At 71.2% G+C, this 15037-nt stretch carries 13 protein-coding genes; 8 read left to right on the top strand and 5 right to left on the bottom strand.

All coding sequences use genetic code 11. The features are described from left to right. Nucleotide 1: 1 nt before the first annotated feature. The gene (locus ACZ4S3_RS31580) at nt 2-226 is read right to left on the bottom strand and encodes a hypothetical protein (protein ID WP_467940383.1); all 225 of its coding nucleotides are present in this window, start codon (nt 224-226) and stop codon (nt 2-4) included. A gap of 326 nt (nt 227-552) precedes the next feature. On the opposite strand from ACZ4S3_RS31580, the gene ACZ4S3_RS31575 reads away from it, so the two are divergent. Further along, the gene (locus ACZ4S3_RS31575; protein ID WP_467940380.1) at nt 553-2373 is read left to right on the top strand and encodes a serine/threonine-protein kinase; all 1821 of its coding nucleotides are present in this window, start codon (nt 553-555) and stop codon (nt 2371-2373) included. A 362-nt stretch (nt 2374-2735) separates the two neighbouring features. After that, nucleotides 2736-3026 carry a DUF5955 family protein gene (locus tag ACZ4S3_RS31570; RefSeq protein ID WP_467940443.1) on the top strand — a complete coding sequence of 97 codons (291 nt, stop codon included), beginning with the start codon at nt 2736-2738 and terminating at the stop codon, nt 3024-3026. Between the two features lie 143 nt (nt 3027-3169). On the opposite strand, the gene ACZ4S3_RS31565 is transcribed toward ACZ4S3_RS31570, so the two are convergent. After that, nucleotides 3170-3973 (bottom strand): IclR family transcriptional regulator, encoded by an 804-nt coding sequence (locus tag ACZ4S3_RS31565; RefSeq protein ID WP_467940377.1) that lies wholly within the window; start codon nt 3971-3973, stop codon nt 3170-3172. Between the two features lie 280 nt (nt 3974-4253). On the opposite strand from ACZ4S3_RS31565, the gene ACZ4S3_RS31560 reads away from it, so the two are divergent. The 4 genes from ACZ4S3_RS31560 (at nt 4254) to alc (ending at nt 9400) form a co-directional block, all read left to right on the top strand. Beyond that, nucleotides 4254-5048 carry an aspartate/glutamate racemase family protein gene (locus tag ACZ4S3_RS31560; protein ID WP_467940375.1) on the top strand — a complete coding sequence of 265 codons (795 nt, stop codon included), beginning with the start codon at nt 4254-4256 and terminating at the stop codon, nt 5046-5048. A 167-nt stretch (nt 5049-5215) separates the two neighbouring features. Next, nucleotides 5216-6775 carry an NCS1 family nucleobase:cation symporter-1 gene (locus ACZ4S3_RS31555; protein WP_467940371.1) on the top strand — a complete coding sequence of 520 codons (1560 nt, stop codon included), beginning with the start codon at nt 5216-5218 and terminating at the stop codon, nt 6773-6775. Nucleotides 6776-6932: 157 nt separating this feature from the next. After that, a complete protein-coding gene (gene allB, locus ACZ4S3_RS31550) occupies nt 6933-8273 on the top strand; it encodes an allantoinase AllB (RefSeq protein ID WP_467940368.1) in 1341 nt (446 codons plus the stop codon). Further along, nucleotides 8270-9400, top strand: a complete 1131-nt coding sequence (gene alc / locus ACZ4S3_RS31545) for an allantoicase (protein WP_467940366.1) — start codon at nt 8270-8272, stop codon at nt 9398-9400. Before allB ends, alc begins: the two co-directional genes overlap by 4 nt. Before the next feature lie 120 nt (nt 9401-9520). Here the strand turns inward: alc and ACZ4S3_RS31540 are convergent, their stop codons facing one another. Then, entirely contained in the window at nt 9521-12208 is a 2688-nt protein-coding gene (locus ACZ4S3_RS31540) for a beta-N-acetylglucosaminidase domain-containing protein (RefSeq protein WP_467940362.1), read from the bottom strand. Nucleotides 12209-12427: 219 nt separating this feature from the next. On the opposite strand from ACZ4S3_RS31540, the gene ACZ4S3_RS31535 reads away from it, so the two are divergent. Further along, nucleotides 12428-13231, top strand: a complete 804-nt coding sequence (locus ACZ4S3_RS31535) for an AIM24 family protein (protein WP_467940358.1) — start codon at nt 12428-12430, stop codon at nt 13229-13231. A 29-nt stretch (nt 13232-13260) separates the two neighbouring features. On the opposite strand, the gene ACZ4S3_RS31530 is transcribed toward ACZ4S3_RS31535, so the two are convergent. Then, entirely contained in the window at nt 13261-13416 is a 156-nt protein-coding gene (locus ACZ4S3_RS31530; protein WP_467940354.1) for a DUF6126 family protein, read from the bottom strand. A gap of 43 nt (nt 13417-13459) precedes the next feature. Then, nucleotides 13460-14137: a helix-turn-helix domain-containing protein gene (locus ACZ4S3_RS31525; RefSeq protein ID WP_467940350.1), complete on the bottom strand. Its 678-nt coding sequence runs from the start codon at nt 14135-14137 to the stop codon at nt 13460-13462. A 206-nt stretch (nt 14138-14343) separates the two neighbouring features. Here ACZ4S3_RS31525 and ACZ4S3_RS31520 point away from each other — a divergent pair, with 206 nt between their 5' ends. Beyond that, nucleotides 14344-14793, top strand: a complete 450-nt coding sequence (locus ACZ4S3_RS31520; protein WP_467940346.1) for a ribonuclease domain-containing protein — start codon at nt 14344-14346, stop codon at nt 14791-14793. The last annotated feature ends 244 nt before the right edge of the window (nt 14794-15037 follow it).

The raw sequence follows: 15037 nt of genomic DNA, 5'->3' as shown, positions 1-15037 counted from the left end.
CTCATGCCGCGTCACCGGCCGCCCGCTGGCGCGGGATCCGTGGCCGCAGCCGGTCCCGGAGTTGGTGCGTCCGCTGGTCCGCGAGCCGGTGCTCGGTGACGTACCGGTGTATGTGCTCGACGGTGATCTCGGATGCGTCGGTGAGGCCGTATGCCCGGCAGATCAGCTGTACGACGCTGACGGGGTGCGGGTTCGGGCGGGATTCGGGGCCGGTGTTGGGCTCCAAGGCAGTCTCCGATCCAGTGATATGCCGGAAATTTCCCTGAACGTGAGAGTGCTCCATCAAGTCGCGCCGTACGCATCGGATTCCCTACGCCCATGCCAACGGGTGGCACGACGAACACATGTCTGATGCATGATCGGGATGGAAGTGGGCACCGCGCGCACGACGCGCCGGAATCGGCCGCGAATCCGGCGCTTCGGACATGATGCCAACCGGGATGGCCACGGATGTCACGGCAGGGTGGTCGGCCGGATAAAGTGCTGCCCCGTTGCGGGCATTCTGGCTGCCGTGCCGATACGGCAGGCCCGTTCTCTGAGTCGGGGGACCTAGTGGTGAACAATGTGGGCTCGTCCGGGATCTTCCAGCCGCTGGAGGGTGACGACCCGCGGGCGATAGCGGGCTACCGGCTCACGGCGAAGCTCGGCGCCGGCGGCATGGGCAAGGTCTATCTCTCGTACACGCCTGGTGGCCGCCCGGTCGCCATCAAGGTGATCCGGCCCGAGTTCAGCGAGGACGCCGAATTCCGCCGCCGCTTCAAGCAGGAGGTGCAGTCCGCGCAGCGTGTCCAGGGGCTGTTCACCGCTCCGGTCATCGACAGCGACCCCGAAGGCTCCAGCCCCTGGCTCGCGACCGCGTACGTGCCCGGCCCCTCGCTCTCCGCGGCCGTTGCCGAGCACGGCAAACTGCCGGTCTCCACGGTGCTGCTGATGGTCGCCGGCATCGCCGAGGCGCTGCAGGTCATCCATGGCGCGGGCATCGTCCACCGGGACCTGAAGCCGTCCAACGTCCTGCTCGCCGCCGACGGCCCGCGCGTCATCGACTTCGGTATCGCCCGCGCCGCCGACGCCACATCCCTGACCAGCAGCGGTGTCACGGTCGGCACCCCCACCTTCATGGCACCCGAACAGGCCGCCGGCAGCACCATCACCCCCGCCACCGACATCTTCGCGCTCGGCCAGGTGGCGGCGTACGCGGCCATCGGCATCCCGGCGTTCGGCGAGGGCACCTCCCACGGTGTGCTCTACCGCATCGTCCACGAGGAGCCGGATCTGACCGGACTCCCCGACGAACTGCGGGAGTTGGTCACCCGCTGCCTGGCCAAGGAGCCCGCGGAACGGCCGTCCGTCGCCGAGGTCATCACGTTGTGCGGCGAGGCCTCCGGCCAGACCCAGTTGCGCCGCCCCGAGGACTGGCTGCCCACCGCGGTCGCCGCCGACATCACCACGCGGACGGCGGCCCCCGCTCCCGTACAGACCCCGCCGCCCCCGGTGACGGCGCCCACCGCGCAGCTTGCCGCCCCGCACGCGCCGGCGCACCCGCCGGCCGCACCGGTGCCGCCCGCGGTGACCCACCCGCAGACCCCGCCGCCCGGCTACGCCCCGGCCGCCAACGCCCCGACCGCCAACGCCACCGCGCCCCTTACGCAGGTGGGGGGCGGCCCGGCGGTCACCGGTCCGATCGCCGCCGCGCCGGCCCCGCAGCCACCGAAGAAGAAGCGCAAGGGGCTGGTCACGGCCCTGGCGCTGGTCTGCATGGTGGCCTTCGCGGGCGCGGGCGGCACCGCGGTCTACTACGTCATGAAGGACGACGGCCAGAAGAAGGACAACCAGGCCTCCACCACCGGCAACAAGGGCACCAAGAAGAAGACGGGCAACAGCGACGCGTCCGCCGAGCCCAGCGGCGGCACGACGGCGAGCCCCGGTACCCAGGGCGGCGGCAACGGCTCGGGCACGGTGGTGCAGGACCCGGAGCCGGTCGACACCAAGAACTTCGACCTGACCGACGCCTACCACCTGGCCATGACCGACGATCCGCTCAAGGCCAAGTCCTCGGACAGCTCGGACGTCGACTTCACGTTCCACAACAACAGCTTCTCGGACCCCACGGTCAGCACCGAGACCGGCAAGATGGTGCTGCTCAACCCCGGCCAGGAGGGCACGCTCGACACCTGCCGGGCCGAAACCCGGTTCACCACGACCATCAGCACCAAGCAGCTCACCAAGGGCTCGCAGATCTGCCTGACCACCAACTACGGCACGATCGCGCTGATCACGTACAGGCGCGCAGCCCCGGAGTCGGACCCGAGCAGCTACATCACCATCGATGTACGGGTATGGCGCAACGCCACGGAGGCCGACGAGAGCCAGTGAGCGGTCACGAGTGAGCGGGGCCTGTCCGCAGGCCGCCCCGAGGCGGGCTCGCAGGGGGTTCTGAGGGGCGCGGGGCGGCCGCCTCGTAGTGCGGCCGGCTGCGCCCCGCCGCGCCCGTCTGGCGGCCTCTGGGCGCATCGGCGACCCCGGCGGCCGCCTCGGTCCGCCCCGCGGCCCGCCGGTCCGTCCAAGTGATCGGTTTTTTTCGCTCTCCGTATGGCGCGCTCACCGCAGAGTGGCGTTAACTGTCCCGCATTGTGAAACGGTCAACGACCATGGAGGCCGCCGTCGTTGTGGAACAGGGGCAGCCGCAGGTGCCGGTGGACACGCAGAGACAGAGGCACGGGCGAGTGGCCGGGCAGATGACCGGGGGAGAGGGCGACGCGCGGGTCCAGGCGCTGCGCGGCGCGGTGGCCCGGCTGCGCCGCCAGCTGGCCGTCCTTCCGGGGGAGTTACCGGACCGCGCCGCCGCCGATGACGAACTGGCCGCGCTGGAAGCGATGGTCAGCCACGGTATGCCCGAAGTGCCCCGGCTGCGTCGCTCGTTACTGCTGATCGCGGGGGCGGTTGGCTCGGTGAGCGCGCTGTCGCCCGCGCTGACCGAGGTACGCGAGGGAATCGACAGCTTCGGCGAGCTGCCCCGCGGCCGATGAACGGCCGCACGGAAGCAGCGGTGGGGGAAGGCGGGGATGCGTGGTGGCGCGGACCGGCGCGGGCCGGAGCACATGCGCCCCCGGCCCGGCCGACGACAACACCGACCAGGCCGAAGACGACCCCGGCCCGCGGTCGGCAGCCGTTACGCCGGCGACTGACTGGCCAGCGCCACCGACAGCTGCGCCGCGACCTCCTGCAGCACCGGAACGATCTTGTCCGTCGATGCCTCCGTCACCCGGCCCGTCGGGCCCGAGATGGAGATCGCCGCTGACGTGGGGGAGTTGGGCACCGGCACCGCGAAGCAGCGGACGCCGATCTCCTGCTCGTTGTCGTCCACCGCATAGCCGAGCCGCCGGACGTCCGCGAGCGCTTCGAGGAAGGTGTCCGCGTCGGTGATCGTCTTCTCGGTCGCGGCGGGCATGCCCGTACGGCCGAGCAGCGCGCGGACCTCCTCCGGCGGGTGGTTGGCCAGCAGCGCCTTGCCGACGCCGGTGGAGTGCGGCAGCACGCGGCGGCCGACCTCGGTGAACATGCGCACCGCGTGCCGGGAGGGGACCTGTGCGACGTACACGATCTCGTCGCCGTCGAGCAGCGCCATGTTGGCGGTCTCGCCGGTCTCCTCCACCAGGCGGGCCAGATACGGCCGGGCCCAGGTGCCCAGCAGCCGCGACGCGCTCTCGCCCAGCCGGATCAGGCGGGGGCCGAGGGCGTACCGGCGGTTGGGCTGCTGGCGGACGTAGCCGCAGGCCACGAGCGTGCGCATCAGGCGGTGGATGGTGGGGAGCGGAAGTCCGCTGCTGCCGGAGAGTTCGCTGAGGCCGACCTCGCCACCGGCGTCGGCCATCCGCTCGAGCAGGTCGAAGGCGCGCTCAAGGGACTGGACGCCGCCGCTGGCGCCTGTGGGCTTGGCTTCGGCGGCGGAGGTGCTGGCGCTGGACGGCGGCACGTCGCGTTCCTTTCGGGGCGGGTCAGATCGGTCTCGGCAAGTTCGTGCCCTAGGGCTTTCGGGCGCCGGGCCCGACCGGAGCAGCCTACCGGTCCCCTCCCGTTGACACACGGTCTCTCGCACACTCGTTCCCGCCGGTCAGCGAGGTGATCGTCCCAAGGCGTGAGAAGGGCCCCGGTCCTTAGTCGCCATCTCTTGACGGTGCCAGTGGCCGTAGCTACGTTCTGCTGCGCGAAACCTACTGTCCATTCTGTGGAATCCTCCAAATTGCTGGAGCGTCATGCGCATTCTCGTCATGAACCCGAACACCACGGCTTCCATGACCGCCTCGATCCGCGCCACCGCCACCGCCGCAGCCGCCCCGGGGACCCGGATCATCGCCACTGAACCCCTCTGGGGGCCGGAGTCGATCGAGGGTCACTTCGAGGGCTACCTCAGCGCCGCGGCCGTCCTGGACCGGCTCGCCACCTTCGATACGCCCTTTGACGCCCTGGTCATGGCCGGTTTCGGCGAACCGGGCCGGGAGGGCGCCCAGGAGCTGCTGGACGTTCCCGTTCTGGACATCACCGAAAGCGCCGCCCAGATGGCCATGATGCTCGGCCACGCCTACGGCATCGTCACCACCCTCGACCGCGCCGTCCCGCAGATCCAGGACCGGCTGCTGACCGCCGGGCTGCTGCAGCGCTGCGCCGCCGTCCGCGGCACCGGCCTCGGCGTCCTGGAGCTGGAGGAGGACCCGGAGCGCACCGTCGAGGTGATCATCGAGACCGCCCGTGAGGTCGTACGGGCCGGTGCCGAGGTGGTCTGCCTGGGGTGCGGGGGGATGGCCGGCCTCCAGGAGAGGGTCGCCGCCGCGCTGGGAGTGCCCGTGGTGGACGGGGTCGCCGCCGCGGTGAAGTTCGCGGAGGCGGTCGTCGGCCTCGGGCTGACCACCAGTACGGGACGCAGCTTCGCGCCGCCCCGCCCCAAGGCCATCAGCCTCTGGCCGCTGAGCGCGCATGTGCGCCCGCCCCTGGAGCGAGTTCAGGGCTCCCCGCGTAACACCGAATTTTCCGAACAGACATCAGGCATCTGACAACTGCTGCTGGACTGCTGCTGGACTGCTGCGGCCGACCTTGCCACCGGATCCGCCAACCGCCAACCGCCAACCGCCAACCGCCAACCGCCAACCGCCAACCGCCAACCGCCATCCGCCAACCACCATCCGGTCCCTGAGCTCCACCCACCTGCCCGGGAGGACACATGCCCACGTCCCCGCAGAACAAGAAGCTCCCCGCACCACCCGACCCCCGCCTCTTCAACGAAGATCTCGCGCCCGCCGCCGAGCGCAAATGGGGCACGTACAGCATCTTCGCGCTGTGGATGTCCGACACCCACGCGATCAGCAACTACGCCTTCGCCGCCAGCCTGTTCGTGCTCGGCCTGCCGGCCTGGGAGGTGTTCGTCGCGCTGCTGGCCGGCATCTCGATCGTCTACTGGCTGATGAATCGCATGGGACACGCGGGGCACCGGACCGGCGTCCCCTATCCGGTGCTCGCCCGCGCCAGCTGGGGCGTCTACGGCGCCAATATCCCGGCGCTGCTGCGCGCGGTCATGGCGGTGGCCTGGTACGGCATCCAGACCTGGCTGGCCTCGACGGCCGTGGTGCTGCTGACGCTGCAGATCGCGCCCGGCCTGGATGCCTACACCCACAACTCGGTGCTGGGCCTGTCCACCCTGGGCTGGATCGCGTTCATGGTGATGTGGGGCCTGCAGGCCGTGCTGCTGACCCGGGGGATGGAGTTCATCCGCAAGGTCCAGGACTTCGCCACCGGGCCGGTGGTCTGGCTCGTGGTCCTGGCGCTCGCGGTCTATCTGGTCGTCAAGGCCGACGGTGACATCTCGCTGACCCGTAGCCTCACCGGCCTCAGTGGCGCCTCGCAGGTCGAGCAGAGCCTGATCGCGGTCAGCCTGACGGTGGCCACCTTCTTGACGCTGGTCCTCAATTACGCCGACTTCGCCCGCTTCACGCCCGATCACCGCTCCTACCGCCGCGGCAACCTGATCGGCCTGCCGGTGAACTTCACCGCCTTCGCCGTGGTCGCCGTACTGGTCACCGCCGGTACCATCTCCGTCTTCGGCGAGGCGATCTACGACCCGGTGAAGGTGATTCAGAAGATCGACAACCCGGTCGTGACGGTCATCGGCGCGCTGGCCTTCATCGTCGCCACCATTGGCATCAACGTCGTCGCCAACTTCGTCTCGCCCGCCTACGACTTCGCCAACCTTGCGCCGAAGCATCTGGACTTCAAGCGCGGCGGCATGATCACGGCGGTGCTGGCCGTCCTCGTCATGCCCTGGAAGCTGTACTCCTCGGCGCTGGTGATCCAGTACTTCCTGGGGGCGCTGGGCGCCTTCCTCGGCCCGCTGGTGGCCATCCTGCTCGTCGACTACTACCTGATACGGCGCGGCCGGATCGATGTCGATGCGCTGTTCTCGGCCGATGCCGAGGGGGCGTATTTCTACCGCCGCGGCTACAACCCGAAGGCCGTGATCGCCTTCCTGCCGGCCGCGGGCGTCTCCGCCGCGCTCGCCCTGATACCGGCCTTCGATGCGGTGGCGCCCTTCTCGTGGATCTTCGGCATGGGGATCTCCGGTGGGCTCTACGTCGCGGTCTCGCGCCGTGGACGGGTCGCGGCGGGCACCGGGCCGATTCCGCACGAGATCGTCCCGTCGCAGGTCAGAGCCGCTGCGGCGGAGGAGCCTGCGGCGCCGGAGGCATCCGGTGTGATCGCCGCGCCGGTGCCGGCAAAGGGGTCTTGACGGGCCGGGGCGCGGAGTGAAGACTCATTCAACAGACTGTTGAATTCCGCTGTCATCGCGGAGTGAATTCCCCGCCGGGGACCTGACGGCCTCCGGCGGCCGTGCGTCCCGAGCGACGTCACGCCACGATGAAGACACGATACGAGGAGGGGACTGGGTGTCCGAAATAGAGCTGGTGCTGCGCTCCACGCGCGTCGTCACCCCGGAGGGGACGCGCGCCGCGTCCGTCACCGTCAAGGACGGCACGATCGACGCGGTACTGCCGCACGACGCCGAGGCCCCGGCCGGGGCACGGGTCGAGGACCTCGGGGACGACGTCCTGCTGCCCGGCCTCGTGGACACCCACGTACACGTCAACGACCCCGGCCGCACCGAGTGGGAAGGCTTCTGGACCGCCACCCGCGCGGCCGCGGCCGGCGGTATCACCACCCTCGTGGACATGCCGCTCAACAGCCTCCCGCCCACCACCACCGCCGCCAACCTCGACACCAAGCGCGAGGTCGCGCGCAGCAAGGCGCATATCGACGTCGGCTTCTGGGGCGGCGCCATCCCCGGCAACGTCAAGGACCTGCGCCCGCTGTACGACGCCGGGGTCTTCGGCTTCAAGTGCTTCCTGTCGCCCTCCGGCGTGGAGGAGTTCCCCCAGCTCGACCAGGAGCAGCTGGCCGCCGCCCTCGGCGAGATCGCCGGCTTCGACGGTCTGCTGATCGTGCACGCCGAGGACCCGGGCCACCTGGACGCCGCCCCCGAGGCACACGGACCCAAGTACGCCGACTTCCTCGCCTCCCGCCCCAGGGCCTCCGAGGACGACGCCATCGCCGGACTCATCGCGCTCGCCAAGCTGCTGGACGCCCGGGTGCACGTCCTGCACCTGTCCTCCAGTGACGCACTGCCGCTGATCGCCGCCGCCAAGCGCGAGGGCGTCAAGATCACCGTCGAGTCCTGCCCGCACTTCCTGACCCTGACCGCCGAGGAAATCCCCGACGGCGCAACGGAGTTCAAGTGCTGTCCGCCGATCCGCGAGGCAGCCAACCAGGACGCGCTGTGGCAGGGCCTGGCCGACGGCACCATCGACTGCATCGTCTCCGACCACTCGCCCTCCACCGCCGACCTCAAGACCGCCGACTTCGGCGCGGCCTGGGGCGGTATCTCCTCCCTCCAGCTCGGGCTGCCCGCCATCTGGACGGCGGCGCGCGAGCGCGGCCACACCCTGGAGGACGTCGTGCGCTGGATGGCCACCGCCCCGGCGGCGCTGGTCGGCCTCGGCCAGAAGGGCGCCATCGAGCCCGGCCGGGACGCCGACTTCGCGGTCCTCGCCCCGGAGGAGACCTTCACCGTCGACCCGCACGCCCTCCAGCACCGCAACAAGATCACCGCATATGCCGGGAAGACCCTGTACGGCGTCGTACGCTCCACCTGGCTGCGCGGCCGGCAGATCAACGACGGTGCCACCCTCGCCGAGCCCACCGGTGAGCTTCTCGAAAGGCCGCGCGCATGACCGACGCCGACCTCCCCCGCTACACCGGCGACGCCGGCCCCTACCAAGGCGGCGACCCGTACGCCGACTACCGCACCCCGGGATCCGCCGGTTTCCCCTTCACCCACCTTCCCGACCTCGCCGACCGACGGCTCGGCGCGGGTGTGATCGCCGCCAACGATGAGTTCTTCGCCGAGCGGGAGAACCTTCTCAAGCCCGAGGCCGCCCACTTCGACCCCGAGGACTTCGGTCACAAGGGCAAGATCATGGACGGCTGGGAGACCCGGCGCCGCCGTGGCACCGATGGCGAGCACCCGTTCCCGACGGACGAGGACCACGACTGGGCGCTGATCCGGCTCGGTGCGCCCGGCGTGATCCGCGGCATCGTCGTCGACACCGCCCACTTCCGCGGCAACTACCCGCAGTCCGTCAGCGTGCAGGGCGCCTGTGTCGCGGGCGCCCCGTCGCCCGACGACCTGCTGGCCGACGACGTCGAGTGGACGACCCTCGTCCCGCGCACCGCCATCGGCGGCCATGCGGCCAACGGCTTCGCCATCGACGCCGAACGGCGCTTCACCCATCTGCGCCTCAACCAGCACCCCGACGGCGGCGTCGCCCGCCTCCGGGTCCATGGCGAGGTCGTCCCGGGGACCGACTGGCTTGCCGCGCTGGGCACCTTCGACCTCGCCGCGCTGGAGAACGGCGGCCAGGTCGAGGACGCCTCGGACCGCTTCTACTCCTCGCCCACCAACACCATCCAGCCGGGCCGGTCCCGCAAGATGGACGACGGCTGGGAGACCCGGCGCCGCCGCGGCACCGGCAACGACTGGGTCCGCTACCGCCTCACCGAGCAGGCCGTGATCCGCGCCGTCGAGATCGACACCGGCTATCTCAAGGGCAACTCGGCAGGCTGGGCGGCGCTGTTCGCGCGGGACGGCGAGGACGGTGACTGGAGCGAACTCCTGCCCCGCACCCGCCTGCAGCCCGACACCGTCCACCGCTTCCTGCTCGACGACGCCCCGGCCGCCACCCATGTCCGGATCGACATCTTCCCGGACGGCGGCATCGCCCGGCTGCGGCTGCACGGCTCGCTCACCGAGGGCGGCGCGCGCCGACTGGCGGCCCGCCGCAAGGAATTGGGCGGATAGCCCGCCGCTCACCACCGCAGGACGGCCCGCCCCACGCCGGGCGGGCCGCCCCGCCCCCTCGCAGCGCCCCGACACCGTGGCCGACCGAGCCGTCGGATGAGGGCCGCCCGCCGCCCCGGCTCAGCGCAGAATCACCTCATTGACCTCGATGGCCCGTGTCCCGTCCACCGCGCCGTCCCGCCACGCCAGCCGTACGCCCTCCACCGGCCCGTCGCCCGCCGCCAGGCGGGTGTACGCGCCGCCCAGCACCCCGAGCGTGCGCCAGGCACCACCCGTACGGACCTCGACCTTCGCCGCCCCGGCCGGGGCGCCCTGCGGCCTCAGTACCACCACGGAGCGCGCGTGGCGGGGTGCCTGCGGAGTGAACTCCAGCGCCTCACCGGACTGCGCCGCCCGCGCGGCGCGGTACGCGGTCCCCGGATCGCCGTCCGCCGCCGACCGCAGCGCACTGCCCTCCGCCGCGGGCGGGCCCCCGGCGACCGTCACCCGGTCCGTCCCGGCGACCGTGAACTCCCGTACCACCAGCCAGCTGTCCTGCGCCTCGGTGGCGCGGGCGCGCACATACCGTGCCCTGGTGCCGGCCGGAGGCCGGGCCGTCACCTCCGCCTTGCCGTCGAAGGCGGCCAGCCGCTGCCAGTGCTCGCGGTCCGAGGAGTATTCGAGGACGCCGTGATGGAGATAGTCGTCCGGGCTGCCGCTCTTGCCCATCGCCAGGGTGACGGTCCCCAGTGGACGCTCGGCATGCAGGTCCAGCCCGACGGAGGAGTTCACCTTGGGGCCCGCCGCGCTCCAGAAGTAGGTCGCGTCGTCGCCGTCCGTCATCCGGGCAACCGCGTTGTCCTGATAGGCGGCCAGGTCCGACGACCCCTTGGGGCGGCCGATGACGCCCAGCGCCTCGTCGTGTGCGGCGACCGCGTCCTCGACAAAGGTGTCCAGCACCCCGTCCGCGACCACCACCGGAATCTTCTTCCCCTTCATGTCGACATAGACGAAGGACCTGGCGGTCTTCACCAACTCCGGGATGCGCTGGCGCAGTTGCCAGGCCTTCGCGTCGTCGCCCGCCGTGGTCGCCTCGATCAGCCGCAGGGCGGTCCGGGCCGCGGCGCCCCACGCCCGGGTCGCATCCAGCCACGGCCCGCTGTCCTTGACGAAGCCCCGGTCGGCGAGCCGGTCGCGCAGCACCGAGGGCGCCTCCTGAACGGTACGCAGCGCCGCGTCCAGCCGGCGCGCATCCCCGTGCTCGTCGAACTCCCTGATGGCGGCGGCCAGTTCAGGTGCCTGTTGCGGGTCGAGGGACGAGGCGTAGTTGGCGTCCGCGAAGGCCCGCAGCGCCCGCGCGGTACGGGCATTCCCACCGGCCAGTTCCTCGATCGCCGCGCCCCAGGAGGCGCGTGCGTCGTACGCCGCGTCATTCCACGCGTAGTCGGCCACGGTGTACAGCGCGATCTTGGACGCGGACGGCTGGATCATCGGATTCGCGGTGATCCCGGCCAACTGCGCCGGCAGCCCCTTCTCCCGCCCGCTGAACGGCCCGAGCAGCAGCCGGCTGGTCACATAGTCATTGACCGGATAGTTGTCCCAGGTCAGGATCGGATGCCCGAACACCTCCTGGGCCTGCCGGGCCTGCGCGACGGTCATCGTCGGCGCGATCACGCCCACGCCCGTCCACTCCACCAGCACCTCCTTGTCCAGTCGGGTGGCCAGCGCCTTCTTGTACGGGGACGGCTTCACGTCGTAGTACTCGGTCGGCACCATCTGCAGCGGCTGTGCGCCCGGATGCCCCGCGATGAACTCCTGACGGACGCGATTGAGTAGATACGCCTGCGCCGCACCCGCCGCCCCGCCGCCCGTCCCGAACTTCTCCTTGTCCGCCGCACAGTTCCAGTCCGTATAGCTGATGTCGTCCAGCGGCACCGCGAACGTCCGTACGCCGATGTCCCACAGCGTCTGGAACTTGGCGGTCAGCGCCTTGAGGTCCGCGTCCGAGCTGTAGCAGACGGACAGTCCGGGAGAGAGCGCGTAGGTGAACTCCACATGCCGCTGCCGCGCCCGGTCCACCAGCTCCTTGATCCCCGCCAGTTGGTCGGGCGGATAGGGATCGCGCCACTTCTGACGCAGATAGGCATCGTCCTTCGGCGAGTAGACGTAGATGTTCATCTTGTGCCGGGCGGAGAAGTCGAGCTGGTCGAGGCGGGCTTCGTGCGACCAGGGGGTGCCGTAGAAGCCCTCGATGACGCCGCGCAGCGGGGTGGCCGGCCAGTCCCGTACGACGGTGCCCCGGACGCGGGCACCGGGCCGGGCGCGGTGCGGCAGCAGCTGGCGCAGCGACTGGGCGGCGTAGTACGTCCCGGTGGCGTCCTTGCCGGACAGCGCGATCCGGCCGTCGCCGATCGCCAGGGCGTAGCCCTCGGCGGGCAGCCCGCCGGGGCCCTGCGCGCCCAGCCCGCGTAGCGCCCGCGCCGCGCCCGTCCCGTCGACGTATACGGTCAGTTGCCTGCCGGCCGGGGCCCGCGGGGCGCGTACGACCCGGTCGGCGCCGGCGTCCTTGAGGGACTTCTCGACGAGTGCCAGCGCGGGCGCGTCCGCCTTGGGGCCCGCCACGACGGTCACCGACGGGGTGATGGTGATCCGGTCCCCGCGGGCGTGGACGGACTGCGGGGTGGGGGAGACGGAGGCGGCGGACGGGGCGGCGACCGGGGCGCCATCGGGGCCGGCGGCTGTGCCCGGTGGCCCGGTCATGCCCGTCAGGGGGATGACGGCGAGGGCAAGGGCGAACGCGGTGGCCGCAGCGGTGCGCGTACGGGGCATCCTTCGGTCCTCCTCGGTGCAGCGGGCGGGAGCGGAGCGGGGTGCGGGGTGCGCAAGCAGGCTTTACCCGCTGGGCGGGCCGGGGCAATGGACTTTCCCACCGTAGGGATGGACGTTGCCGACAGGTGCGGGACGGGCCGGGGCGGCCGCTGGAACCTGCGCCTCGCTCCGCTCGTTGTGGAGGCGTTCGTTCACCCGTTGCGCCCAAGGAGTACCGCTGTGACCCTGCAGCAAGAGATCGTCGGCAACGCCATGCAGATGGCCGTCTGCTCGCTCCAGCCCGGCCAGACCGTCTACTGCGAGGCCGGAAAGTTCCTGTTCAAGACGGCCAATGTGACGATGGAGACCCGGCTGTCCGGGCCCGGCGAGGACCGGCAGGGCCAGGGCGCCGGGATGGGCGGCTTCTTCAGACAGGCGATGGGTACGGCCATGCAGGTGGGCCAGCGGGTGCTGGCCGGTGAGTCGCTCGCGTTCCAGTACTTCACCGCAACCGGCGGCGAGGGCACGGTCGGCTTCGCCGGGGTGCTGCCGGGCGAGATGCGGGCGCTGGAGCTGGACGGCCACCGGGCGTGGTTCGCGGAGAAGGACGCCTTCGTGGCCGCCGAGTCCACCGTCGAGTTCGGCATCGCCTTCCAGGGCGGACGGCAGGGCATGAGCGGCGGCGAGGGCTTCATCCTGGAGAAGTTCACCGGCCGGGGCACGGTCATCATCTGCGGCGCGGGCAATTTCATCGACCTCAACCCCGCCGATTTCGGCGGCCGTATCGAGGTCGACACCGGCTGCATCGTCGCCTTCGAGGAGGGCATCGACTACGGCGTCCAGCGGATCGGCGGCCTCAACCGCCAGGGCCTGATGAACGCCGTGTTCGGCGGCGAAGGGCTGTCCCTGGCGACCCTGGAGGGCAACGGCCGGGTCATCCTGCAGTCGCTCACCATCGAGGGTCTGGCCAATGCTCTGAAGAAGGCTCAGGGCGGGGACAAGCAGGGGCCCACGGGCGGCCTGTTCTCGACTCATGCCGGGTGAGACCCGCTCCGCCGCCCCGGCGCGGCCTGCTAGCGCGTCTTGGCCATGAAGACCACCAGGCTCATGAGCGCCAGCAGGACGTGTGTGGCGATGACATAGATGAAGACGCGTACGTACACCCCGCGGGGCGGCTTGGTCTCGACGTACTTGCGTGCGGGGGGCGCTTCGGGCACTTGATCGGTCACGGCGTGCGGTCCTTTCCGAGGACTCGGTGGTGGTGTCGCTGCGTCACAGACCGCGGCGCGGCATGCTGTCGCCCAGGCAGAGCTCCGCCGCCCCGCTCTGCAGCAGGGTGTGGACGAACAGCAGCTCCGTCCCGCCCCGGGAGGCGGACGCGATCCGGTGCGGCGTCAGCGAGTCGAAATGCGCCGCGTCCCCCGGGTCGAGCACATGGACCGCCTCGCCGAGCGTCAGCCGCAGCCGTCCCTTGAGGACGTACAGCCACTCCTCGCCCGGATGCACCCGCACCAGATCGCCCTGCGCCCGCTGCGGCACATGCACCCGCAGCGCCTGCATCGCCCGCCCGGCGCCGCCCACGGTCCAGTAGGTCCAGCCGCCGGCCTCCGACGGTTCGGCGCGTCCGGCCCGCATGATCGGGTCCCGTTCGGGCGCGGTCTCCCCGAGCAGGTCGGATACCGTGGTTCCGTACGTACGGGCGAGCGCCAGCAGCATCGGCAGCGACGGCTGGCGCCGGTTGGTCTCCAGCCGGGACAGATGCGCGGGTGAGAGGCCGACCCGCCGGGCCGCGGACTCGAGGGTCAGCCCGCTGCGTCGCCGCAGGTCACGCAGCCGGGGCGCGACGCTGGACAGCTCGTCGGGCGACGGCGAGGTGTCCTGGGGCTCACCGGAGAGCTCGGCCGGATCCGAATCTGTATCCGGATGTCGGTCCGTGGGCGTATCGGTCATGCTTCCGGTATAGCGAGGCCTCGCCTGCGAGGCAAAAGCTTTGCCTCTGAGGCAAAACTCGCGGTCGGGTGAGGGGCGGATCGGACCGAGGCGCCGACCGGGGCGGGACCGAGGCGCCGACCCAGGTGGGGATCCTGTGAACTCCCGGGAAACTTAAGCTCGTTGGGATTGACAGGGCCATGTCTACGCGCGTCATGCTGAACGGCATGAGAATCCCCCCACGGATTACCCGGATCGGCGCCGCCGGCGCCCTCGCCTCGGCCCTGCTCATCGGCGGCACCGCCGTCGCCGCCACGCCCGCCGTCGCCACTCCCCACCAGACCACCGCGTACGCCACGTCGGCGCGCGCAACCTCCGCGCAGGTGAACGCCGTCGGCGACATCTGCTACTCCAAGCTGCCCTCCCAGGCCCACGACACCCTGGACCTGATCGCGAAGGGCGGGCCCTTCCCGTACCCGAAGGACGGGACCGTCTTCGACAACCGCGAAGGCGTCCTCCCGGCCCAGGGCACGGGCTACTACCACGAGTACACCGTCATTACTCCTGGCTCGCCCGACCGCGGCGCCCGGCGCATCGTGGCCGGTGAGCAGAAGGACGAGGACTACTACACCGCCGACCACTACAAGTCGTTCGACCTCGTCGACCGCAGCTGCTGACGTAGCGGGCGGGAACGGCGGCAGAAGAGACCGCCACAACCGAGAACCACCGCGAACGAGAGCGGCCACGAACGAGAACCACCGCAATCGAGTACGACTTCGGACGAGAACCGCTTGAGACGACAACCGCGGCGGGCGGGGGGGGCCCGCCCCCCCCCCCCCCCCCGGGGGGGTGCCGCCCCCCCCCCCCCCCCCCCCCCCCCAGGGGGGGGGGGGGGGGGGGGGGGGGGGGGGCCCCCCCGCG

This window comes from Streptomyces sp. NPDC028368 (assembly GCF_055565615.1).
The sequence above is the reverse complement of the archived record's forward strand: the minus strand, read 5'-3'. Positions and strand labels throughout refer to the sequence as shown.